The organism is Alkaliphilus serpentinus (assembly GCF_009017255.1).
Classification (GTDB): domain Bacteria; phylum Bacillota; class Clostridia; order Peptostreptococcales; family Natronincolaceae; genus Alkaliphilus_D; species Alkaliphilus_D serpentinus.
Map to the genome: position 1 here is coordinate 182773 of NZ_WBZB01000013.1, position 24085 is coordinate 206857.

20 protein-coding genes, 1 pseudogene and 3 riboswitches are annotated in these 24085 nt (G+C 36.9%); of the genes and pseudogenes, 5 read left to right on the plus strand and 16 right to left on the minus strand.

Going from position 1 to position 24085, the window contains the following annotated elements:
- Positions 1 to 320: 320 nt before the first annotated feature.
- Positions 321 to 2507 (minus strand): DNA topoisomerase III, encoded by a 2187-nt coding sequence (locus tag F8153_RS04910; protein ID WP_151865247.1) that lies wholly within the window; start codon positions 2505 to 2507, stop codon positions 321 to 323.
- Entirely contained in the window at positions 2464 to 2643 is a 180-nt protein-coding gene (locus F8153_RS04915; RefSeq protein ID WP_151865248.1) for a hypothetical protein, read from the minus strand. The genes F8153_RS04910 and F8153_RS04915 overlap by 44 nt, the downstream gene beginning before the upstream one ends.
- A gap of 141 nt (positions 2644 to 2784) precedes the next feature.
- Positions 2785 to 2915, plus strand: a riboswitch (cyclic di-AMP (ydaO/yuaA leader).
- 10 nt (positions 2916 to 2925) lie between these two features.
- On the opposite strand from F8153_RS04915, the gene F8153_RS04920 reads away from it, so the two are divergent.
- Positions 2926 to 3636: a cell wall hydrolase gene (locus tag F8153_RS04920; RefSeq protein WP_192929657.1), complete on the plus strand. Its 711-nt coding sequence runs from the start codon at positions 2926 to 2928 to the stop codon at positions 3634 to 3636.
- Positions 3637 to 3750: 114 nt separating this feature from the next.
- Here the strand turns inward: F8153_RS04920 and F8153_RS04925 are convergent, their stop codons facing one another.
- The 3 genes from F8153_RS04925 to F8153_RS04935 all read right to left on the minus strand — a co-directional run bounded on the left by F8153_RS04925 (position 3751) and on the right by F8153_RS04935 (position 7221).
- Entirely contained in the window at positions 3751 to 4212 is a 462-nt protein-coding gene (locus F8153_RS04925) for a chemotaxis protein CheX (RefSeq protein WP_151865249.1), read from the minus strand.
- Positions 4213 to 4469: 257 nt separating this feature from the next.
- Positions 4470 to 6824, minus strand: coding sequence for an accessory Sec system translocase SecA2 (gene secA2, locus F8153_RS04930; protein WP_151865250.1), 2355 nt, complete (start codon positions 6822 to 6824; stop codon positions 4470 to 4472).
- Positions 6825 to 6900: 76 nt separating this feature from the next.
- Positions 6901 to 7221, minus strand: a complete 321-nt coding sequence (locus tag F8153_RS04935; RefSeq protein WP_151865251.1) for a hypothetical protein — start codon at positions 7219 to 7221, stop codon at positions 6901 to 6903.
- 357 nt (positions 7222 to 7578) lie between these two features.
- Positions 7579 to 7753, plus strand: a riboswitch (Lysine riboswitch).
- Positions 7754 to 7853: 100 nt separating this feature from the next.
- Between F8153_RS04935 and F8153_RS04940 the strand changes: the two genes are divergently transcribed.
- Positions 7854 to 9170 carry an FAD-dependent oxidoreductase gene (locus F8153_RS04940; RefSeq protein WP_151865252.1) on the plus strand — a complete coding sequence of 439 codons (1317 nt, stop codon included), beginning with the start codon at positions 7854 to 7856 and terminating at the stop codon, positions 9168 to 9170.
- Between the two features lie 41 nt (positions 9171 to 9211).
- Complete coding sequence (locus F8153_RS04945) at positions 9212 to 10594, plus strand: hypothetical protein (RefSeq protein WP_151865253.1); 1383 nt, start codon at positions 9212 to 9214, stop codon at positions 10592 to 10594.
- Positions 10595 to 10811: 217 nt separating this feature from the next.
- Here F8153_RS04945 and F8153_RS04950 read toward each other — a convergent pair whose 3' ends face one another.
- From F8153_RS04950 to F8153_RS04995, 10 genes are all read right to left on the minus strand, one after another.
- Positions 10812 to 12317 carry a DUF1846 domain-containing protein gene (locus tag F8153_RS04950; RefSeq protein WP_151865254.1) on the minus strand — a complete coding sequence of 502 codons (1506 nt, stop codon included), beginning with the start codon at positions 12315 to 12317 and terminating at the stop codon, positions 10812 to 10814.
- A gap of 163 nt (positions 12318 to 12480) precedes the next feature.
- Positions 12481 to 13866, minus strand: coding sequence for a sodium:solute symporter family transporter (locus F8153_RS04955; protein WP_151865255.1), 1386 nt, complete (start codon positions 13864 to 13866; stop codon positions 12481 to 12483).
- A gap of 17 nt (positions 13867 to 13883) precedes the next feature.
- Complete coding sequence (thiE, locus tag F8153_RS04960) at positions 13884 to 14516, minus strand: thiamine phosphate synthase (RefSeq protein WP_151865256.1); 633 nt, start codon at positions 14514 to 14516, stop codon at positions 13884 to 13886.
- The gene (gene thiM / locus F8153_RS04965) at positions 14500 to 15321 is read right to left on the minus strand and encodes a hydroxyethylthiazole kinase (RefSeq protein ID WP_151865257.1); all 822 of its coding nucleotides are present in this window, start codon (positions 15319 to 15321) and stop codon (positions 14500 to 14502) included. The genes thiE and thiM overlap by 17 nt, the downstream gene beginning before the upstream one ends.
- 14 nt (positions 15322 to 15335) lie before the next feature.
- Positions 15336 to 16136 carry a bifunctional hydroxymethylpyrimidine kinase/phosphomethylpyrimidine kinase gene (gene thiD, locus F8153_RS04970; RefSeq protein ID WP_151865338.1) on the minus strand — a complete coding sequence of 267 codons (801 nt, stop codon included), beginning with the start codon at positions 16134 to 16136 and terminating at the stop codon, positions 15336 to 15338.
- The gene (thiW, locus tag F8153_RS04975) at positions 16136 to 16639 is read right to left on the minus strand and encodes an energy coupling factor transporter S component ThiW (RefSeq protein ID WP_151865258.1); all 504 of its coding nucleotides are present in this window, start codon (positions 16637 to 16639) and stop codon (positions 16136 to 16138) included. Before thiW ends, thiD begins: the two co-directional genes overlap by 1 nt.
- Before the next feature lie 137 nt (positions 16640 to 16776).
- Positions 16777 to 16890, minus strand: a riboswitch (TPP riboswitch).
- Between the two features lie 235 nt (positions 16891 to 17125).
- Positions 17126 to 17965, minus strand: coding sequence for a DUF2785 domain-containing protein (locus F8153_RS04980; RefSeq protein WP_151865259.1), 840 nt, complete (start codon positions 17963 to 17965; stop codon positions 17126 to 17128).
- 87 nt (positions 17966 to 18052) lie between these two features.
- Entirely contained in the window at positions 18053 to 18913 is an 861-nt protein-coding gene (locus F8153_RS04985) for an AraC family transcriptional regulator (protein ID WP_192929658.1), read from the minus strand.
- Positions 18914 to 19003: 90 nt separating this feature from the next.
- Positions 19004 to 19588, minus strand: a complete 585-nt coding sequence (locus F8153_RS04990) for a DJ-1/PfpI family protein (RefSeq protein WP_151865261.1) — start codon at positions 19586 to 19588, stop codon at positions 19004 to 19006.
- Between the two features lie 71 nt (positions 19589 to 19659).
- Entirely contained in the window at positions 19660 to 20646 is a 987-nt protein-coding gene (locus F8153_RS04995) for a phosphotransferase enzyme family protein (RefSeq protein WP_192929659.1), read from the minus strand.
- Positions 20647 to 21124: 478 nt separating this feature from the next.
- Here F8153_RS04995 and msrB point away from each other — a divergent pair.
- Positions 21125 to 21550: pseudogene (msrB, locus tag F8153_RS05000) on the plus strand (peptide-methionine (R)-S-oxide reductase MsrB); the annotation flags it as partial.
- Between the two features lie 251 nt (positions 21551 to 21801).
- Positions 21802 to 23367: a M23 family metallopeptidase gene (locus F8153_RS05005; RefSeq protein ID WP_151865264.1), complete on the plus strand. Its 1566-nt coding sequence runs from the start codon at positions 21802 to 21804 to the stop codon at positions 23365 to 23367.
- A gap of 53 nt (positions 23368 to 23420) precedes the next feature.
- Here F8153_RS05005 and F8153_RS05010 read toward each other — a convergent pair whose 3' ends face one another.
- Positions 23421 to 24041: a DUF3298 and DUF4163 domain-containing protein gene (locus F8153_RS05010; RefSeq protein WP_151865265.1), complete on the minus strand. Its 621-nt coding sequence runs from the start codon at positions 24039 to 24041 to the stop codon at positions 23421 to 23423.
- Positions 24042 to 24085: the final 44 nt, after the last annotated feature.

The following is a 24085-nucleotide window of genomic DNA, read 5'->3' on the forward strand; positions in this document are numbered from 1 at the left end:
TTATCTAAAAAAAGCGGTGAAAGTAAAATTACCAACACAAGTATAGTTGAAATCCATATGACGATTTCAGAAGCTTTACTTACCCTTCCATTGGCCATGCGATAGTGGGAATAAATAAGTGAAATAACTGCAAACACCTTAAAATATTGTTGATAAGGTCTTAATACAGAAATAAAAGATAATCCTATGCCGCTAAGACCTAGCGACGCAATTAATAATGGTAGCACTCAGCAAACTGATGACAATAGAGCTGATATAACTGATCCAACATTCAGTGCTGTATTTCTTACTTCCTTCATTTTAACCCCCCATTTCTAAGATTATTTAAGCTTGAGCTTTGACAACGCGTCTGCCAAAGCAGTATTTATTGGTTCATCCTTCGTCTTGCTTTGTTCCTTCATAAATTTAGCAACCTCTTTTTTAGATGGCTTTCCAGTTTCATTTTTCTTTCTCTCCTTAAAGGCTGTAAGCTTTTCTTTATAGCCACATTGACAAACAAAAATCTGCCCCTCACCTTCACCTCTTAGCTCAAGCTTTTTATGACAATTGGGGCACCTTGCGTTGGTGACTTTTGATATTCCCTTTCTATAGCCGCATTCTCTATCCTGGCAAACATATAGCTTACCCTTTTTACCCTTAACCTCCAGTAAATATTTGCCACACTCTGGGCATTTGTTTTTGGTTAAGTTATCGTGCCTAAAGGTTTCATTACTATTTTTAATTTCATGAACAATGTCTTTTGTATAGTTGATAATTTCACCAATAAAGCCATCTCTATGAACTATTCCTTTGGCTATATCAGCTAGTTTTTGCTCCCACTCAGCTGTCAAAGCGGGTGATTTTATATCCTCCGGTGCTAGTTGTAGTAGTTGTAGACCTTTTGAGGTTATATATATCTCTCTACCCCTCTTTTCAATCACAAAGCTGCTGAAAAGCTTTTCAATTATATCAGCTCTGGTGGCTACTGTACCAATACCTCCAGCTTCACCTATGGTTTTAATCAATTCCTTATCGTCCTTAGGCATGTACTGAACTGGGTTCTCCATAGCCGATAATAATGTTCCCTCATTAAAGGGTTGTGGGGGCTTAGTTTCTCCCTTGGTTTGATTTATGCTGACAATTTTAACTGTATCACCTTTGTTAACGGCTGGTAAAAATTGCTCTGCTGGATCATCGTCATCCTCATCAACTATAGAACTATTATAGACCATCTTCCAGCCCTGGTCTATTATAATCTTACCCCTTGCTAAAAATACCTCCTCTCCTATTGCTGCTTTGATGGTGGTCTGTTGATAAATAAAGGGTGGATGTAAAACTGCTAAAAACCTTTTAACCACTAGGTCATATATCCTTTTTTCCTTTTCATTCAATGCTCCTAAAAAAGCCTTCACTTCAGTAGGAATAATTGCGTGGTGGTCTGTAACCTTACTATCATCAACAAAGGATTTATGAACTTTTAAACTCTCCTTTAAAAGCTTCGTAGTAATTCCTTTATAGGGCCCAACTCCGCAAGCTGTAATCCGATCCTTTAAGGTATCCACGATATCCTTTGAAATATATCTTGAATCGGTTCTTGGATAGGTCAATAGCTTGTGATTTTCATACAAACTCTGCATAATAGATAAGGTTTCCTTGGCGGAATAGCCAAAGATGTTGTTGGCCTCCCTCTGTAGCTCTGTTAAACTATAAAGCTGAGGGGCGAAAACCTTTTTATTGGCTTTATCAATATCTATGATTTTACCTTCTTTATTTCTAATGGATGACAAAATCATTTCAATTTTCTTTAAGTCAAAAGTTTTTGGTTCTTTGGTTTCTTTCTCCTGCCAGATAAGCTTTAGATCCTCCGTCTGGGCAGTTATACCATAATAGGTCTTGGGCTTGAAGCTCTTAATCTCTTCCTCCCTTCTAGCAATCATGGCAAGGGTTGGAGTTTGTACTCGACCACAGGAAAGCTGGGCGTTATATTTAACTGTTAAGGCTCTTGTAGCATTAATACCCACTATCCAATCGGCTTCTGCCCTGGCGACTGCCGACTCATAGAGGTTCTCAAAGTCCTTTCCATTTCTAAGGTTATTAAATCCATCCTTAATGGCTTTATCTGTTACAGAGGATATCCACAACCTTTTTATTGGCTTCTTTACTCTACATTTCTCAATAATCCACCTTGCAACAAGTTCTCCCTCCCTACCTGCATCGGTGGCAATAATAATTTCCGAAACATCCTTTCTAAGGATTTGTTCCTTAACAGAATGAAATTGTTTTCCAGTTTGCTTTATAACCACCAGCTTCATAGGCTTTGGTATTATTGGTAAATCTTCTATTCTCCAGGTTTTGAAGCGATCATTGTAAATTTCTGGATCGGCATGGGTTACCAGATGTCCAAGGGCCCATGTTACAACATAATGAGCCCCCTCTATATAGCCATTTCCTTTCTTGGTACAGCCCAAAACCCTTGCTATATCTCTAGCCACCGAAGGCTTCTCTGCTAAAACAAGCTTTAATCCCATGTAAGTTATAACTCCCTTCATTAAATAATACCTGTAATATTTTATCAAGTGTCTCTGATGGTGGTGCCCCCTGAGGGAATCTATTTAGTCGTTCTTCCAGCCGTTTGTAGGCTGATTTTCCTGTTATATGTGACATATTTCCCCCTCCCTTTTACTAAGTATAGCACATTTTAAAGGATGATGTTAATTTCTACCTAATATTACATGTATTTTATGGTATTATCCTCAGAAAGGTTTACATAATGTTAAACCTTCTGTATAATTAACCTTATGCAACACCCTACACCTGCTGAATCCTGAAGATTTCAGGTACGGAGGAACCATTCTAGGGGTTAATCCATTTATGGAGGGGAACCTTCTAAGCCCTAACCCGTCAGCTAACTTCGGAAGCAAAATAAAAGAAGGAGTGTGTATGTACATGTTTAATAGAAAAAAAATCTTCATTGTAACACTTCTCTTGCTATTGGCTTTTTCTCTTCAATCCTTTATGGTTTTTGCAGGAGAAGGCTATAGCACCTTAAAGTTTGGAAGTAGAGGAAGTGAAGTAATAAGACTTCAACAAGCATTAAAAAATAAAGGGTATTTTCATGTTAATCCAACAGGTTATTATGGACCTATAACCGAAAGGGCAGTCATCAATTTTCAAATTGATAGTAAGATTCGAATTGATGGAATTGCAGGGCCACAAACACAATCTACCTTATATGGCAGATCTTCTACCTCAACTGCAACTAGAGGGGCTACTGTTTCTAGAGTAAGCTCTTCAGGGGATGTTTATTGGTTATCAAGAATCATTCATGCGGAGGCAGCAGGTGAACCCTATAGAGGAAAGGTTGCTGTAGGGAATGTGGTATTAAACAGAGTTAAATCTAAGGCCTTTCCTAATACCGTTTATAGTGTAATCTTTGAGTATTATGGAAGAATTCCTCAATTTAGTCCAGTAGAAGATGGCACCATTTATAACACACCTTGTAATGAATGTATACAAGCTGCTAAAGACTCTTTAAATGGATCAAGGCCTGTGGGTAATTCCACCTACTTCTTTAACCCTAGCAAAGCAGCTGGAACATGGATTGTAAGAAACAAATCCTATGTAACAAGAATTGGTGGACATGTATTTTATCAGTAATCATAAAAAGGGTTAACCTGAACTGGTTAACCCTTTTTTATGATTGAAATCAGTTATTAGGCTAAGTATCTATTAAAATCAAATTATTGTTTTGAAATATGATCCACAAATCTATTAAAGGACATTAAGGGCTACATTAATGTCTATATCTAAGTCTCCAACGGATAATCCAATACTGATGATATTTTGAGTCTTGGTCTTAACATGGATTTCCTCTCCATAGAAAAGAGTTGGAGGAGAAATATTAATATTAGTACCATTATTAGCAAAAATGATACTGGCATTGGCCGTTAACATATTGGTTAATTCTGAAATTGCACTTTGAGCCATTTCATTAAAATCCTCAACAGGCATCCCCATCATCATTTGAGATGCGATTCTTTTACCAGTTTCTTGATTCATTGTGTATATTACATTTCCCCTTATATCACCAATAATCCCTAAACTAATATTTATTTTGGCACTATCGATCTGGTTTATTACTCTAATATTTCTTTTTATAGGATTCTGAAAGCCTAATTGAGGCATCACAAAAAAGAAGGATTCCATGAAGGGATTTATGTATTTAACATCCATTACTTATCCCCCTTAGAGAAGTAAAGTCATAAATAAAGCATGGATTTATTCCGTCATGAACCATATTTCATCACCCACTTAGATTATAATTTTCTGTCAATGTTCCTTATTACATCATATCATAATTACTCTCTAGTATACTCTAAAGAATAATATATTTTACAGCTTTATTATATTTTCTGATAAATAGTCTTTTTTGTCAAATAATCTTTTTTAGTTATGAGTAGATAAGCCTAATGGAAAATCCCTTTTATGCTTCAATATAATGATCTTAAGGAAAATAATGTTCCTTTAACGGTTCTTTTTGCGGATTTAATTATAAAGGGTAATCTACTAAATTGGCTCTGACTATCACTAATGAGATAGGTCCAGGTTGAAGAAGGTGCCTTTAGGCCTTCCCCCTCTAAATCAACTCCATGTTTTGTGATTTTCACCCTTCTAAAGCTTTCTATTATATCCTTCTCAATTCTATTTAAGGTCTCATTAAAAACTGTGATCACCTGACTATTAAATTGATATAGGGGATTTTCTCCACCAATCACCACTAAATGAATCCCCTCCCTGATATAAGAGACACAATCGAGATAATCAGCCCAACAGCTATTGATATGGTATAGGGTAAGTTGTTTTTCAACCCTTCTTACTACATCCCCACCATATTTATGAAGATACTCTTGATATAAATCTGGACATTTGTTGGCTAATAAAGTTGTTGGAACCCTTCCCATCAACAGATCTAACCTGGTTTTATGCAGGATTCTTCTCTGTTCTTCAATTAAATAGGTATAGCGATAGAGTTGACGACGGATATCAGAATTATAGCCTTCAATAATCCGTTGGCCACCTTCAATCTTTTTTCCTACTATAATGCTATCTATAGGATCTAATTGTTTCGTTGGATAGGCTTCGGTTGGTATGAGCTGATCTATTTCGTATTTTTTAATCATTTCATCCTCAAGGCTTATGAAAAACCTGCTTTCACCAGAATCCCCTTGTCTTCCTGCCCTTCCCCTTAACTGGTTGTCGATTCTTATACTTTCATGTCGGCCAACACCAATTACATACAAGCCTCCTGTCTCAATAACCCTCAACTTATCCTCTTCTTCTTCTCCTCCAAGCTTTATATCTACTCCCCTACCAGCCATGTTTGTAGAAACCGTTACAGCTCCATATTCGCCTGCTCTTGCGATAATTTTAGCCTCTTGATAATCATTTTTTGCATTTAGCACATTACAATGAATACCCTCTTGAGTTAGCAGTGCGGCCATTTCTTCAGATTCCTCAACACTGTTTGTTCCTATTAAAATGGGTTGTCCTTTAGAATGGGCTTCTTTAATCTCAAGTATTAAGGCCCTTTCCTTAGCCTCCTTATGGGTAAATATTAAGTCTGGATGGTCTATTCTAATGGACGGCTTATTACTTGGTATTATCACTACCTTTAGTCCATAGGTTTCTAATAGTTCATTTTTTGCTGTCATTGCGGTTCCAGTCATTCCTGCCAATTTAGGATATTGTTTAATGAAATATTGAATAGGGATTGAGGCTAATATCTTCCCCTTATCTTCAGAAATAAGACCTTCCTTAGCTTCAACTGCTTCATGTAAACTATCTGGCCAATGTCTATTCTCAGCCACCCTTCCAGTGAACTCATCGATGACTTCAATCCTGTTGTTTCGAACAATGTAATTTACTTCCTTTTTGAGTAAAGCCTCAGCATGGAGGGCACAATGAATCTTTGTTAAAATTAGGAGATTTCCTTCATCATATAAGTTACTGCAGCCAATGAGTTCTTCAACCCTTTCTAAACCTTCATTGGTTAAAGATACATTGTTTGAGTACTGGTCGGTCTCATAATGAAGTTGAGGATTTAAGGATTGAACCAAGTTACAAAAAAATTGATTATTGAGCCTCTCCCTTTGAACCTTCCCAGCGATTACCAAGGGTACCCTTGCCTCATCAATTAAAATGGAATCTGCTTCGTCAATAATGGCAAAGTTAAAGGGTCTATGGACAAGGTCATCTATCTCAGTAGCCAAAAAATCTCTTAAATAGTCAAAGCCTGCCTCCTTTGCAGTTACATAGGTTATATCCTTTCTATAGGCTTCTTTCCTTTGTTGTAAGGTTAAACCCACCTTCACATAGCCACAGGATAGTCCTAAAAATTCAAATAGAGGTCCCATCCATCCTGCATCCCTTTCAGCTAAATAATCGTTAAAGGTTAAAATATGAACCCCCTTACCCGTTAACGCATTTAAGTAGGCAGGCATAACAGCAGCTAAGGTTTTACCTTCTCCCGTTAGCATTTCAATTATTCTACCATGATGAAGGGCTAATCCAGCAATTATTTGGACATCAAAGGGCCTTAGTCCAATCACCCTTCTAGCAGCTTCCCTTACCAACCCAAAGGCCTCAACCATTAAATCCTCTAATGGATATCCTTTTAGCGCTTTTTTTCTTAAATCCTGTGAAAGCTCCTTTAAGGCATGGTCCCCTTTATTTTCGTGGTTAATATTATTGATTTCCAATAAAATTTTTACATAGGAATCTATATCGTAATTTTCCTTTTCCTTTAATTGAGTAATGATCTCTTTAGCCTTACTAAAATTCATCATAACAAAAACCCTCCTAGTTATTATAATTTAACATTAGAAAATAACCCTTAAATAGGGCACTAGATTCTTAGTGAAATTATAATGCTAGCAAGGCTTTTGAAAGCTTAAAGGCTTTAGTTCTTAGAATAATTAATAGGGTAAACATAACAAGAATATCAAAGGATAGAATCAAATGATTGGATGAAGCAGATAAGAAGAAATAGAAAAGCATATTTATGGTTAACAAAAGACTAATAAAGGCCTTGAAATATAAAATATCTCTATTTAAGAAATATTGATATTCTAAAATAGCCCATAAATAATTAAACCTATGGCCCATTAGTCTTCCATCAATACTATAGGTTAAACGAATAAACATATACATCAGAGCTGTTAATGAAACAATCGTTATGAACATATATATCCTACCTTTAAACGAATTTATGGAATTATTATAGCACAGACCAATAAAAAACAAAACCCTCCAAAGTGCTTAGGTCTAATTCTCTACTGAAACATAGGGTTCATTTTTGGTGCCAGGCAATGATGATATCCAGATTAGACATTCCAACCTCCTTCATCATTCTAACTTCCCTCATTGGAAAGCCTTTTTAAAAATTTTAATTCTTACTATTTAAGATTTATAGGAATTGATCTAAATGAACTTACCAATAATAATCTAGAGTACTCTTTTCTTGTAGGTCACATAAAATAGAGAATTTTTTCAGTTGACTTTTATAGTCGAATTTGATATTATACATTAAGGTTTATATATATTCATGATAGAGGCGTGCCTGACAAGAGTAAAGGATCTTAGATTATAGAGAAATCGTTGAAGATACTTGAAAGGGGATGGTACCGAAGGGTGAATTGACTCTAGAATTCATACCTGGTCACTTGGTTAAGAGCTCTGTGATTGTCACCAATATTGGTGGAGTGCTATCTTGTTTGTGATCATAATGCTCTATTTTTTGTGAGACAAGCAATTGGTATCTTTCGCCAATTGCTTTTATTTTTTATAAAGATACTACTACTTAGGGAGGTCTAGTTATGGTAAAAATCATCATTATTGGCGGTGGATGGTCAGGCTGTGCCGCTGCAATTGCTGCTGTTAAGGCAGGTGCTGAGGTTACTTTACTTGAAAGAACCGATATGCTATTGGGAACTGGTTTAGTGGGGGGAATCATGAGGAATAACGGAAGATTTACAGCTACTGAAGAGCTTATTGCCATGGGTGGAGGTGACCTATTTCAAATATGTGACGAAAATAGCCGCCATAAAAATATCGATTTCCCAGGTCATAAGCATGCAAGCCTCTACGACATAGTAGATACCCATACAGCTGTTTTAAAGCATTTAATGGCTTTAGGTGTTAATATACAGTTTAACAGTAGAATTGATAAGGTTCATATGGAAAATGACAAGGTAATATTTGTTACCGTTCAGTCAGGTAAAGAATACCATGGCCAGGCCTTTATTGATACAACAGGAACTGCCGGGCCCATTGGTAATTGCAGTAAATATGGAAATGGGTGTGCTATGTGTATTCTAAGATGCCCCACCTTTGGAGGTCGGGTAAGTATTACACAGCTGGCGGGGGTTGAGGAGATGGTAGGAGTTAAAGCCGACGGTAGTTTTGGCGCAATGAGTGGCTCTTGTAAGCTTTTAAAGGAATCCCTTTCAATGGAGCTTCAAAACCAACTTAATAGCAGGGGTGTAGCGATAGTTCCTGTTCCTAAGGAGCTTGAGGAGGATCATTTAGATATTAAAGCCTGTCAGCAATACGCCCTTAAGGAATTTAAAGATAACATTATTCTATTAGATACTGGTCATGCAAAGCTTATGGCACCCTATTTTGATTTAGAGAAGCTAAGGAAGATTCCGGGCTTTGAGGGTGCAAGATATGAAGATCCCTATGGAGGTGGCAGAGGGAATTCTATGCGTTACTTTAGTATGGCTCCAAGGGATAATACCTTGAAGGTGGTTGGTATTGAAAATTTATTCTGCGGTGGAGAAAAGGCTGGATTACTGGTTGGACATACTGAGGCCATCTCTACAGGTACCCTTGCAGGCCATAATAGTGTAAGATATGCATTGGGTTTAAAGACCTTAGAACTACCCAGAGAATTAGCAATTGGTGATGCAATTGCCTATGTTAAAGAAAGGATGGCAACTAGAGAGGGCATGGGGAAAAAATATACCTTCTCTGGAAGCCTATACTTCGATAGAATGAAGAAATTAGGCCTCTATACAACAAAGGTTGATGAAATAAAGGAAAAAATCGATAATTTAAAGCTAAAGGATGTCTTCAATAAAAAATTAGATGATGGTGTTGAAGTGATTATTGGAGATTCTACTGCCTCATAGGAGTATAGGATTGTAGAATCAATCATGAGGAGGATATTGGAATGGAACAATTAACAGCAGTTCATTATATTTATATATTTATGGTGGCAATGGTAATCATTACAATGATTTTTAGAAAGGATACAGTCTTACCCTGTATAATAGGACTATTGGTAATAGGCTATGCCTATTCAGGTAGTCTCTTAAAGGGTGTTCAAACAGTCTTTAATGCCTTGATAGCCGCTGGGAATGAATTTTGGGGAATCATTTTAGTTATCTCACTGGTTGTTGCCATGTCCCGTTCACTACAGGATATTGGTGCTGACCAGCTAATCATGAAGCCTATAAAGGGCCTTATGATTAATCCCACCATTGCTTTTTTCGGTTTAGGCTTTGCAATGATGTTTTTTTCATGGTTTATCTGGCCATCACCCTCAGTTGCTTTAGTTGGGGCAATCATGTTGCCTGCAGCAATTAAAGCAGGACTTCCTCCAATATGGGCTGCTGTTGCCATGAACATCTTTGGACATGGTGTGGCCCTTTCAAGTGATTATTTTATTCAAGGGGCACCCTCCATTACAGCAAAGGCCGCGACCATCGATAACCAGCTTTCCTTTATTCATAGCAGTATACCCCTGTGGCTTACAATGTCTATTGTAACAATTGCTGCCTCTTACCTTCTTATGAGAAGAGATATGGCAAAAAATGAAGAAATAGCTGTAGCTGTAGCTGTAGAGGTTGAAGAGGAGGTGATTGATAGACCAAAGGCAACTCTAGGGGTTTACTTGGTCAGCATCGTAACCCCATTGGTTTTTATAATTGATATTATCGTGATGTATAAGTTTCAGTTAAGGGGTGGTGATGCCACTGCATTGGTTGGTGGATCAGCTGTTCTAATCATGACTTTTTCGTCCATTGTTCAGCATAAGTTCCTAAATTCCTTCGAAAAAATTACGGATCATATCCGGGAGGGCTTTATTTTTGGAATCAAGATTTTTGCCCCGGTTATTATAATAGGAGCCTTCTTTTTTCTAGGTAGTGAGGGCATAGCTAAGGGAATCCTTGGTGAGGATGCAACGGGTTTGCTTTCAGACCTAGGTCTTTACCTGGCTGATAGAGTTACTTTATCAAAGTTTCCTGTGGCATTAATACAGTTGATTATCGGTGGTGTCACTGGTCTGGATGGATCAGGATTTTCTGGCCTTCCTCTAGTAGGCTCTCTGGCACAAACCTTCTCAACAGCCATCCCCATCGATAAAGAGGCTTTAGCCTTTCTTGGCCAACTTTCAGCAGTCTGGGTTGGTGGCGGTACCATCATTCCCTGGGGAATCATCCCTGTAGCTGCCATCTGTAATGTAAGCCCTTTGGAGTTGGCTCGGAAAAATATCCTACCAGTTCTCATAGGATTTACAGCTACTTTAATTGTTTCAATGTTTATATTATAATTCTGTAGCAATGACAAAACCCCCTTTTAGGGGGTTCAGACCATCGATAAAGTAATGAGAAATCTGAGGAGATAAGATTAAAAGAACGAGAAAATTACGGATATAATAATATAATAATATAATAATACTAATTAAAAAATAATGATAGCAAAGAAATTCATTTTCAGTGCCATCATTATTTTTATTATGTTTAATAACTTTTCAATTATAATTTTTATTAATTGTTATAAAAAAGATCAACTGACTGATATTCCGGATCAGCTGTTACGTCAATTTCTAGTCTTCTAAATACCTCTTCATCGGTTCTGCTAAGCATAGTTGTAGAATGGGCTATACATCCCTTTAACATAGGTAGTTTATCCATAGCTGCTTGGGCAATGGGATTGGTAACAGCAGATATGCTTAGGGCAATTAAAATTTCTTCACAATCTAGGGGACTATATCTACTTCCTAATGTGTTGGTTTTTAAATTGATAATGGGTTCAAGAATTAACGGTGAAAGAAGATGAAGATCATCAGATAAATTGGCTAAATATTTTATGGCATTAAGGATAGCCGCAGCTGTTCCATTCATGGTATTGGAGCTTTTTCCCGTTAATATTGTGCCATCCTGTAGCTCAATTGCAACCACAGGGCAGATATCAGTGTTCGAAGCTTCCTTCAGTCTTTGTGAGTGTTCTCTAGCCGGCAATACCACCCTTCTATCCTCTTCCTTTAGCTCTAGCTGCTCCATGATCATCTTAACCCTTAGGAAAGTTTCCTTATCCTCATAGCCCTTCTTATAATCACAGCTGGTTTTAAAATACCTTCTGATGATCTCTAGCTTAGAGGCCTCCTTAATTGCATCATCATCAAAAATACCATAGCCAACTCTATTTACACCCATATCCGTCGGAGATTTAAATACGGATTCTTTTCCCGTGATCTTTTCAATGATTCTCTTTAATACTGGGAAGATTTCCACATCACGATTGTAGTTAATGGCTATTTCATTATAAGCTTCAAGGTGGAAGGGATCTATAAGATTTACATCCTTTAGATCGGCAGTGGCAGCCTCATAGGCAATATTTAAAGGGTGCTTAAGGGGCATATTCCAAACGGGAAAAGTCTCAAACTTAGAATATCCAGCAGCATTTCCCCTCTTATACTCATGGTAAAGCTGACTTAAGCAGGTGGATAATTTGCCGCTTCCAGGGCCTGGGGCGGTTACAACCACGATAGGTTTGCTGGTTTCGATATAGGGGTTCTTGCCATAGCCTTCATCACTTACTATGGTGTCTATATCAGTTGGATAACCCTTGGTGGCCCTATGCTTGTACACCATAATCCCTCTATTTTGAAGCTTGTTAATAAAAACATTGGCCGATGGCTGATCGTCATATCGAGTAATAACCACACTGTTAATATCCAAATCATAAGACCGTAAATCATCAATTAACCTTAGGACATCCATATCGTAGGTGATTCCAAAATCTCCTCTAATCTTATTTCTTTCAATATCCCCTGCATACACACAGATAACCACCTCAACCTTTTCCCTTAGCTTATGAAGTAGCTTGATTTTTGCATTTTCATCAAATCCCGGCAATACCCTTTTGGCATGCATATCAAATAGTAGCTTTCCGCCAAATTCTAGGTACAGCTTATCGTAGTTATTTACACGTTCTAATATGTACTTCGATTGCTCTTGAAGATATTTTTCATGATCAAATCCTTTTTTCATTTTATCCTCCTGTCTAAAAAAACCTATGATAAATTATTCTTTACATCATTTACAGTTTAAATTAATAATTCTATTTCATCACATTCTTTTTATTGTGTCAATAAAGACTATGATAAAAATAAAAAATCCCTTACAGGTCCCTTACAGGATTTTTTATATGATCTTAGGCCTTAGCCTTCACCTTTATAAAGTTCACCGAAAGGAGACAGATACTACCGGACACAATTATAGGAATTAAGAAGCTTAGGAATAGCTTATTGGCTATAAAAAATGGTATTCCTGAAGCAATCCCTAAAATGGCTGAAACTAAGGCTATATTCTCTGTGGCTTTCTTTGAGTAAAGGCCAAAGAATAATGGAAAAAACACTCCTGCACAAACCGTATCGGCTATTAAAAACAAATATAAAACACTATAGCCTTTGGATGCTATGAATGCTATAGGAATTATAATGATTACTGTCATTATTCTAGCTGATTTTAACAGGGCTTCTTCTTTAACATTCTTAAAGATTCTTTTACTATCGATGGTGAAGGTTGACACTATAGCATTTAATAGAGTGTCTGTGGTGCTCATAACCAAAACCAAGGCTAGTATAAATACTCCTATAATTAATCCTTTAGGGAATAATGAAAAAACTAAGGAGAACAATGCCACAGAAGGATTATCTGCTAATCCCATCCCAGCGGCGGCAATACCGATAAAACCCACCACTAGCATTATTGGAAAAGCCAATATCAATGACATTCTAAAGGATTTTTTTAATACTTCGTTATCCTTTGCTGCATAAATTCTTTGCCAATAGCCCTGATGAAAGAAGTTGGCCACAAAAACTGCTATACAAAGGGTTAATCCATATTCTATTCCGCTCCAATTACCAAAGCTTTTTAAATGTGGAGCATTTATCCTTATGTTGTCCATGAGGATACTGATTCCACCACCATAATAAACCACGCCAATGGAGGTGGCCACCAATAGTAGTATTACCAATATCATTTGAAGCATGTCGGTAAATATTGAAGCCCTTAATCCCCCATAGGCTGTATAGATCATTGTTCCAAAGCCTACTAATAGGGCCGTATAGATCATTGGAACCCCGGCTACAAGATTTGCCACCAGAGCGATTGCTGTTAATTCTGCCACTAAGTGAACAATCATATAGAAAATTGATATTATGGAGGTAAGACTGTACATTTTCCCTCCATATCTTTTTCCAACATAATCAGATAAGGTACTTCCCATGGGCATATATTCTTTTATTCTTGGCCCAAGTACTATATAGGCTGAAAATAAAGCCACAACCCCTAAGGCATAGCCAGTAATTGTTGCTATTCCACCAATAGATGCTGCCTCTGGTGGAGTAAATAGTAGAAATACCCCAAGAAAGGAGGCCATAATAGAGGTAGATAGCATTTTAGTATCTACCCTTCCCCTTGCTGTTAAAAAGTCGTCCATGATGGTGATCTTTCCTTTACTGTATACTATTCCAATAAATGCAAATACCAACACAGTAAAGGTCATAAGGATCATCATATTTGAATAGGATAGCATAAAATCCCTCCAGTAAATTATTTTGATTTAGAAGCTATGATTCTTGATAACCTCATAGTAGTTTCTTTAATAGATTCTGCCGATAGAATGACCGATGCAACAGCCACTCCATCTATTCCAGTAGCAATAACCAATGATAGATTTTCTTCATTAATCCCGCCAATTCCCACCACCGGTATATTCACCTTTTCCTTGATGTTTTTAATTTCTTCCAGGGTGACCTTTCTAGTATCAGCCTTGGTAATGGTAGGAAATAGACCTCCAACTCCTATATAGTCTGCCCCCTCTTGCTGAGCCTTTAAAGCTTCCTCTAGGGTGGCAGTTGATATTCCCAGCAGCTTATTTCCAATTAAGCCTCTAGCAACCTTTGCTGGAAGATCATTTTGCCCTAAGTGTACGCCCTCAGCATCAATGGCCAAGGCAATATCTATGCGATCATTTATAATTAAAGGAATGCCATATTTATTGGTGAGCTCCTTCACTTTTTTAGCTCTATTGTAAAAATCCAAACTGCTGCTATTTTTTTCTCTAAGCTGAATGACACTGACACCGCCTAAAATTCCTTTTTCTAAAGACTGTAAAAAATCTCTACCCCCAAGGGCATTGTCATCAGTAACCAAATAGAGACTAAAATCAATATGATAACCCATCAATTCTTCCCCTCTCTTCCAATAACTCTATCGTAAATCCACCGATTGCATCTAATAAATGGACTTTAAAGCTACCAATTCCACTTTTATCCTGAAGGTCTTCATAGGCTCTTTCTCCTGCTATTCCCATAATGGAAATGGCTAAAGCTGTAGCCATAAAGATATCCTTTGTGGCACCACAGCAGACACCAATTAACGAGGTGGTCATACAACCCGTTCCTGTTATATTGGTTAACATTTTATGTCCGTTTCTTATACTAAAGGTCTGATTACCGTCAGAGATATAATCAATCTCACCTGTAATAGCCACAACACATTTATGCCTTTGGGCTATGGCCTTTGATATCTCTTTGCCACCATCCTTAGAATCAGAAATAGAGTCAACTCCTCTTGTCATCTCCTCTATTCCGTATATATGCTTGATTTCTGACATGTTCCCTCTTATGACAGAAACCTTAATCTCCTTTAGAATTCTTTTTAAAGCCTCCGACCTAAGCTTCGTTCCACCAACACCAACAGGATCTAAAATTATAGGGATCCCCAAGTCATTGGCCTTCCTACCGGCCAATATAAAAGCTTCAATTTTTTGTTGATTTAAGGTTCCCATATTTAATACTAGAGCATCAGAATGGATAACAACTTCTTCAACCTCAAGGGGATCATCAGCCATTACCGCTGAAGCCCCTAAAGCAAGGACAGTATTGGCACAATCCGTTGCTGTTACATAATTGGTAATATGGTGTATCAGTGGTTTTTTATTTTTGATTTTTTTTAAGATATCTTTATAATCTCTCAGTAAAAACACAATAGCCACCCACTTTAAAGTAATCCAGCATTTTTATATAGCTGATAAAAATGGTGGGTGGGGCCTACTCCCTTTCCAATAGAAAAGGAATGCTCAATAGCCATGGTTATATAATTCTTTGCCAACTCTATTGCCTCTTTAATGGAATGGCCTTTTGCAAGATTTGAGGCAATGGCAGAGGATAGGGTGCAGCCTGTTCCATGGGTGTTTTCAGTAGAAATCCTGGGGGAATTAAAAGAAGTAACATTCTTACCGTCAAACAGAATATCCATAGCATCACCCTCTAGATGACCTCCTTTAATTAGAGCATATTGAGCTCCCATTTGATGAATCTCTACAGCCGCCTTCTCCATATCTTTATAACCGGTAATCCTTTTACCTGTAATAACCTCAGCCTCTAATATATTGGGGGTGACAAGGGTTGCCATGGGAATTAAGTAGTGAATCAATGCTTTTTTAGCATCTGGTTGAAGTAAATGATAACCACTTTTAGAAACCATCACAGGGTCAACCACTAAATTTTTATAAGGATATTTTCTTAATGTATCATGAATGACTTTAATGGTTTCTGTTTTTGAGACCATACCGATTTTTACTGCATCCACCTCTATATCATCGAAGATTACCTCTATCTGATTCATGATGATTTCTTCTGAGATATCCTGAACTCCAAAAACCCCCTGGGTATTTTGAGCAGTAACAGCCGTTATTACACTCATCCCATAGACTCCATGGGCAGAAAAGGTTTTTAAATCTGCTTGTATTCCTGCACCACCGCAGCTATCGGAGCCTGCAATTGTTAGAACCTTTTTCATCATAGTTGACCCCCTCCTGAAATGGAATGAATAGACTTTATATGTAAAAGACCTTTAAGGATTATGGCTCCCAATACCACACCTACTACAGTACTGGCAGAAAAGGGTATTACAAAGAAGAACATTGCAACCTCTCTACCCATAAATATTTTAGCAACGGGATAGGAAACGAATGCACCTATAATTCCGGTACCTATTACTTCCCCCGCCATGGCTAGTGAATATCGATGGGTTTTTTGATAGAGGATGGCAGCTAGAAAAACTCCAATCATACTTCCGGGAAAGGCCAATAAGGAGCCAGTTCCTAAGATATTCCTTAATAACGACACAATAAAGGCTATTGCTACACCGTAGGCTGGCCCCAATAATGTTGCAGCCAATAGGTTTATAGCATGCTGTACTGGAAAGGCCTTTGCAACTCCAACTGGAATATATAATAGATGGGAGCTTAGTACACCAATTGCAATAAATAATGCGGACAATGTAAGTTTTTTAATTTTCATAAACAGTTCATTCCCTCCGATTTTTTATATGAATAAAAGAAACCCTTTTATTTCTTTGGTTTTTTCACTCCTCCTTATAGAGCAAATAAAAAAACACATTACCTGATGGGAATGTGTTTAAATAGCATAAATATTCATACTTATACAATACACTTTCCTACGCTGGTATTACCCAGATCAGGTGAATGGGGATCAAAGACTTTATAGGGTCTTTCTCTCAGTTGGCCTATCCAACTCTCCCAGTGCTTATGTTTATTAAATTGATAGTATAATAGTAGCATAATATCCATCTATTATCAATGATAAAATCAGTTATGTGTTAAAGGTCTTCAAATCTATTACTTCAATTGACTAGGATGCTTTTTAAAGAAGTCCACTCTTGGCTCTAAGAATTTAAAGGAATGATTTTCAGGGTTATCCATGAAATCGTAGATGGTATCAAATATTCGGTCCCAGCTCCAAAACTCTTCTCCTAAATTCAGATATTCAAGAATGAAATTTATTCATACTGTATATGGTTTTCTCCAGTTCTTCAATGATAGTATTAGAAGCTTTTCTGTATTTTAGTCTAAAATACAGACTTCTTAAAAAACCCTTTGTGTTTTCCCGGAAATAGTGACCTTCTGGGAAATCAGCAGGTTTATCAATTTCTTCAAAGGATTTAATCCAATGAATCACTTCTTCTTCTATTAAAGCATTTCTTTCAATTACATTAACAGCAGCTGATGTTAGTCTTTCTGTCTCTTCATTTATAAATACATAATAGCTTATACCTACCTTTTCTTTAATGACTTCTAAGATTTCTAGCAGCTCTTTCTCCTTTATATGATTGCATAAGGCTAAGGTCCGTAGGGCATCTCCAGCATGACCCATGGAATGGGCCCAACCCTTCTCCTTTACATAACCCCTCATATCCTTTTCTAATCTTACATATCTGATAACCTCATTAAAGATCTTTTTCGCCTCTTCTTCATTTAAAAGATTCTCTCCATTGCTATTATGATAGCAGACTATCCCTTTAACGATTAGAATTGTAAAAGATCTATTAAATACAGAATCATCCTCTTCTTCTCCAAGTCTATAGAAGAGGTGTTGATCATTTAGGCATATATCTAATAATTTCTTTAATTCATTACCAGATAAAAGATGATCGTCAATGAAGTAACACAAAACAGATAAAATTAAGTCATCTCTTAAGACTGAATCTGTAGTACCAATATACTCCATCATCTCTAAGGCTAGCGGGTAAATATCAGTTCCCTCCGGTATTTTATCCTCTTCGCAAATCTGTAATAATAGTTCCTTTAATCCCTTTTCTCCCAACATAGTATTCCCCCCTTATCTACATGTATTTAATGCTTAAGTAATATCATAGGAATACAGACCATCCGTTGGATGATCTGTATTCAATAATTAATTCTTAATTACTGGAATCCAAACCTCACATTTATAGTTTTCTGCGTCAGGATTACCCGGTAGATATACCTCCAACTCAGGAGCATCTGCATGCTCATAGCCAGTGGCAGGAAACCATTCTGAATAAATTCTCTTGAAAACCTCCTGAATAGCATGGGGCATAGGGCCAATGGATTCAAATATCGCCCAGGTGGCAGCTGGAATCTCCCTTTCTTCAAAGGCCTCTGGAACCTTGTCTACTGTTTTTTCAGAGGCTATCATATATGTGAACTCCTCTGCTTCATGATCAAAGTCTGCACAAATACCCAACATTCCTAAATCTCCACAGTATTTCTTAAGATCTTCACATGTGCCATTTCCATTTACTTCTTGCCAAAACCTAGGGATAATTTTAAAGTTCTCTCCATCCACAGTAGTTACTTTCTTGGATACTCCAATAACCTTAAAGCTTTCCTTTTCAACAATTCGATAGTTCATAGCTTCCTCTCCTTTTATTTGTAATTGAAAGGATAGACGTGGATATGCTTTTAGGCTAATGCCCTTTTCCTTAACCTCAGAAGGATTAATCCCATGAATCCTATTAAAGGCCTTGGTAAAGGCTTCTGGAGATTGATAGCCATACTTTAATGCAACGTCTATAATCTTTGCATCAGATGTAGCCAGCATTTGAGCAGCCAAGGTTAATCTTCTTTTCCTAACATACTCCGCTACAGTAATACCTGTAATCATATGGAACAATCTCTGAAAGTGAAATTTTGAAGTTAATGAAATCCTTGCCACTTCGTCAATATCAAATTTTTCCTCCAAGTGCTCCTCTAAGTAGTCTATGCAATCCCTTAGTCGGTTAAGCCACTCCACAATAATCCCTCCCTTCTAACTACAATTCTAGCATGATGGAAATTGATTTTCCTGTGAATCTGTGCTCTGATATATCAGATTTGTGTAGTACTAGCGAAAGCCCATATTCATTCTTGTATTTTTACAATGATCCTTTGATGTTAGCATCTCTAATAACTTAAAAGCTACCTCTATGGCAGTTTCAGGACACCATGAGGAGATTATATTTCCATCTACTACTATGGCTTCATCCTTAATTACTGTAACCCCCATTTCTTCCAGCTGTCTTTGCTTATTACCACCAGCAAGATGATAGGCAGTTCCTCTTCTACCCTTTAGGGCACCACTCTTACCAACGGGTAAAGAGCCTACACAAACTGTAGCAATGGGTTTATTAGCAGCATTAAACTCATTAATTAGATTCAGAAAACCTTCATCATATGCCTCCTGATAGAAGCCGTATTCTCCAAAGCCACCTGGTATTGCCAGAGCTACATAGTCCTCTACATTTACCTCATCTATCAAGAGATCTGTTCTTATTGGGATATTAAAGGTGCTGATCACCTCTCGAGTAAATCCACAGGTAACTACATCAATCTGACCCTTATTATAATGCTTATCCCAACCAAATACATCGATAAACCCACTAGCTTCAGTCATTTCAAAACCCTTAGCAAGGAATAATAGTATTTTCATCTTCAATCACCACCTTAATTTTTAATCTCGATATTCTGATAAGTTTTTTCAACCTGATTCCTCTATATCCTTTAAAGTATTTTACCAAAATTTTGGCTTTCTCTCTCCATGGATTTTTTAAAGTGCTGTCTTAAGGACACCATCCAATCTGGCTCATTGCTCCAACTTTCCCCTATGGATCTTAAACATCTTATATAGCCGTATAGATTGGCATATCTCCTAAAGGCTTCTGAATGCTTTAATATCTCATCATCTATTATCTTTACTGATCTATATCCCCTTAAGAAGATTTCCTTTGCTGTCTCATGCCTTTCTGATGGCATATCCTCTGTTACGCTATCAATTGCCTGCACAATATCCATAACAAACCAATGATATACAGAATCATCAAAATCTATAGGATAATATCTGCCAGTAGCTTCCTCATAAAACAAATTATCTGCCTCAAAATCGTAATGTATTAAACCAAAGTTCTCCTTTGTTACAGGAAGCTTCGAAAGGAAATTCCCTAACAATTCTACTTCCTTCCTAGCTGAAGCCTCTTGAGGACATTCCTTCAGTTCCTCCTCCATCCAGATAAGCTTCTGTCTCCAATCTACACGTATATCATCAGCTGTTTTAAATTCTACACTATGGCCATGAAGCTGGCCTAAGGCTTTTCCCCAACCATAAATCATATCCTCCGTTAGCTCCAGCCTACTAATTTGCTTTCCCGGTACCCCTTTAAAGGCTACTGCAAAATACCTACCCCATGGTGTGTCGACAATCTCTAGACTCTTACCCACCTTAGAAGGTATTACCTCAACAACGGGATATCCTTTTCCTTTCAGAAAATTTATGTAATCTATCTCTGCAAGTATTCCTTCTTCACTGCCCTCTTCCTGCGGTGTGAAACGAAGAAAATTGACTGCTCCATCCCTCTTAAAGGGATAAACAGCGTTGGAGGAAATTCTAAAATACTTTAACAAATCTGTAGTTTCTTCTGTATCATAGTTCCAATTTTTTAAAATCATCTCTGCTAGATCTCTATTATCAAATAAATATTTTAATTTTAACAATTTACCATTCCTCATTTCATATCATTTAAATTAATTCTTATTAATTTAGACACAAAAAAACCGCAAGATAAATCCCTGCGATATGATTAGCTTTTTATAGATTAGCATTACAAAAACATCCCATTAATATGGGAATTAGCAGAATATCCTTAAGGGTTTGTAGATGCAAAGTCACCTACCACTATTAAGTTAAAGAATTCCTCTTGAATCGTATGATTGGACCTCTCATGGTGGACACTCCCTTCTGCCTGATATACTCTTAATATACATTTTTTTCATATGATATACAAGGAATTGTGAAAATGTTAAGAATAATTAATAAATTTTATTCATGAACTAATATGAAACTAATCAAAAATAATGGGTATATTATTTATAATCCCACAGATTGTAAATTATTGTGAAGCTTGAAATTCACCAATGTTGTTTATAATCGCGAAAGGAATGAGTAGATATGAAAGCTAGAGATTATGATAAGGAAAAAAAGTTAAAGGATCTTTCTCCCCTACAATATAAGGTAACCCAAGAAAACGGAACAGAAAGACCCTTCCAAAATGAATATTGGGATCATCAGGATGAGGGAATTTATGTTGATATCCTTTCTGGAGAGCCCTTGTTTAGTTCTTTAGATAAATATGATGCAGGCTGTGGCTGGCCCAGCTTTACTAAGCCTATCGAAAAAAAACAAGTAATCGAAAAGCTTGATAAAAGCCACAATATGTATCGAACAGAGGTTAGAAGCAAGGATGCCGACTCCCATCTTGGCCATGTTTTTACCGACGGGCCTAACCCAACGGGTTTAAGATATTGTATCAATAGTGCTGCATTAAGGTTTATACCTTTAAAGGATATGGAAAGGGAAGGCTATGGTGAGTATCTAAAGCTTTTTGAGGAAAAATTATAAAGTAAGGGTATAACCAGCTTTGTTAGACTTCAAGTTTCATTATTAAAATCTGATAAAACCTATATGTCAATTGCCTTCCTCCGAATTTGGGATGAGGGCTTTTTTATTTTTTATTTAAAGGGATTTGTACTAGTCGAGGAAATATTCAGACTGTTACTTCTGTAGATTTATTATGAAAACCTAACAGCGAATTATGATATAATCATGTTAGTTAAGATAATTCCATAATAACTTTAAATGGAGGTCCCAGAGTGAAGAAAAAACTTTTAATTATAACCTTAAGCTTGATATTTATTGCATTGGCTATTATAACCATTAATCCCTTTCAAACATCACTAGAGGATATAGATCATATTTACATCTTCAATAGTGATCATACAGAAATATTTTTTACCGATAAATCCCTTGAAGATTTCAAGGATATTTTAGCTATGCTAAAGGGTCCCAAGAAGGCAGATTTCGATGATACCGATATGGATTACCATATTTTAGAGCTTAGAGGAGAGGATAAAACCATAAAATATAAGGTTTTTGCGGATCTTGCTAAAGAAGAACTGTACCTTGTAAATTCCAAGAGTAATAAAGAATATGCTGTAGATTGGCAGCTGGCTAAGGATTACTTAAGTATTGACGGTCTTGTTATTCTTTATCCCGATTATGAGCCCCATACGGAGGTCTCCTTTAAGGATACCAAAGTAGGTATAGCTCCCAGCGGGGCTGATTGGAATCTACTTAAGGCCAATGGTGACTATTATAAAAACAGTTATACCTCAGTAGCATCTCCTGAATATTTTGAGTTAGATGCAAATGATGAGATTAAACTGGACTTTGGCAGAACCCCTGATTTACTGTCCTTAGAAGTATTCAAAGGTGATCAGCTTATTAAAACTGAAACAATTGATAATCACAATATCATTCCAATTCCCCATGATGGAACCCTTACCTATAAGCTAGCTGTCAACTATAACGAGGGTGTAGACCAAAGTTATGGAACAATAAATTATACCTTTGATGTCACTATGGATTTACCCCCAGAGGTTTTGATTCAAGATTCAACTGCAACACCAGGAGGCTTTTTTATCCTTAAAATTAACAATACTGAAGAAGGGGATGAAATCACTCTTCAGCAGGAAATTGTAGAGAAGGTCACCCTACATAATCATGGGGATGACAAGGTGGCAATCATCCCTCTAGATTATTGGGCTGAAACTGGTAGTTACCCCATAGGTATTTATGTTAATACACAATTGATTTATGAGGATACTCTAATTGTTGAAGATAGAAGCTTCAAAGTACAGCATCTTATAATCGATGAAACTATAGCTGCCAATACCAGAAATGAAGAAGCTTCAGCTGAATATGCCAAATATTTTACTCCAAGCCGGTATAACAGTCATCCTACTCAGCTATGGGAGGGTAGCTTCATTCTTCCAGTGGAAGGCAGATTAACAACGGAGTATGGGATGAAGAGAACTGTAAATGATGAGTTAACCTCTTATCGTCATTCTGGCCTAGATATTGCTGCACCCACTGGTACACCAATTATGGCATCAAACACCGGGAAGGTTGTCCTTTCTAAGAATCTTATTATGACCGGTGAAACAGTGGTTATAGACCATGGTCTTGGTTTCTTTACTGTATACTTTCATCTAGACAGAAAAGATGTCATGGAGGGAGATATGGTAAATAAGGGTGATATCATTGGTACAGTTGGCTCCACAGGTTTTTCAACCGGGCCCCATCTCCATTGGACCACCTCCTATTATTCTTCTAATATAGACCCTGACATTCTACTTGAGTGGAAGGGATTAGATTAAAATAGAACTCATCTATAATTGTAAATTACAATCATAGATGAGTTTTTAATTTCTTATAACCAATAGAGCATTCTTGATAATAAACCATCGGGAACAATTATGTCACTAACATCATATATAGGAATAACGAAATATGGGAAGCCTGCTGCATAGGGGGCTATTTCATATAATTGGAAGAAAATCACTAGGGCTTTATCGGCAATATAGTAATCCTGGGTAGGTGAAATCCCTTTGAAGTCACCTAACAAAGGTATATCCCTTTCTTTAATTTGAATCGCAATCATATCCGACATTCTCTGTATGTAATCACTGTCGGGTAGAAATAACTGATATAGCTCATATTCATCTCCAGTTTTTACATCAAAGGTTAAGGCCTTTACTACACTCATGGGATGGGCTCCTCCAAAATCTCCCGTTGCGTTTAGGGTAATACTTAACACGTCCCTCTCATTGGTTTTAATTTCATAAAAACCAGTAACATAGGTTATTGTATTGCTATAGGGATTAATTAACTCAGAGATAACCTCCAGCATCAGGCTATATATTCTGTAATTCATTCTTTGCTGAATCATTGGATCACTTAAACCGTAAACCATTGGATATTTAAAGCTAACATTTGAAGTATAGTAACATTGGGTTTGAATATTTACAGGGGATTTGAACTCATCATACATATAAATTCCTCCTTTATGCCTTCTTTTTATTAGTTTATTCTCCT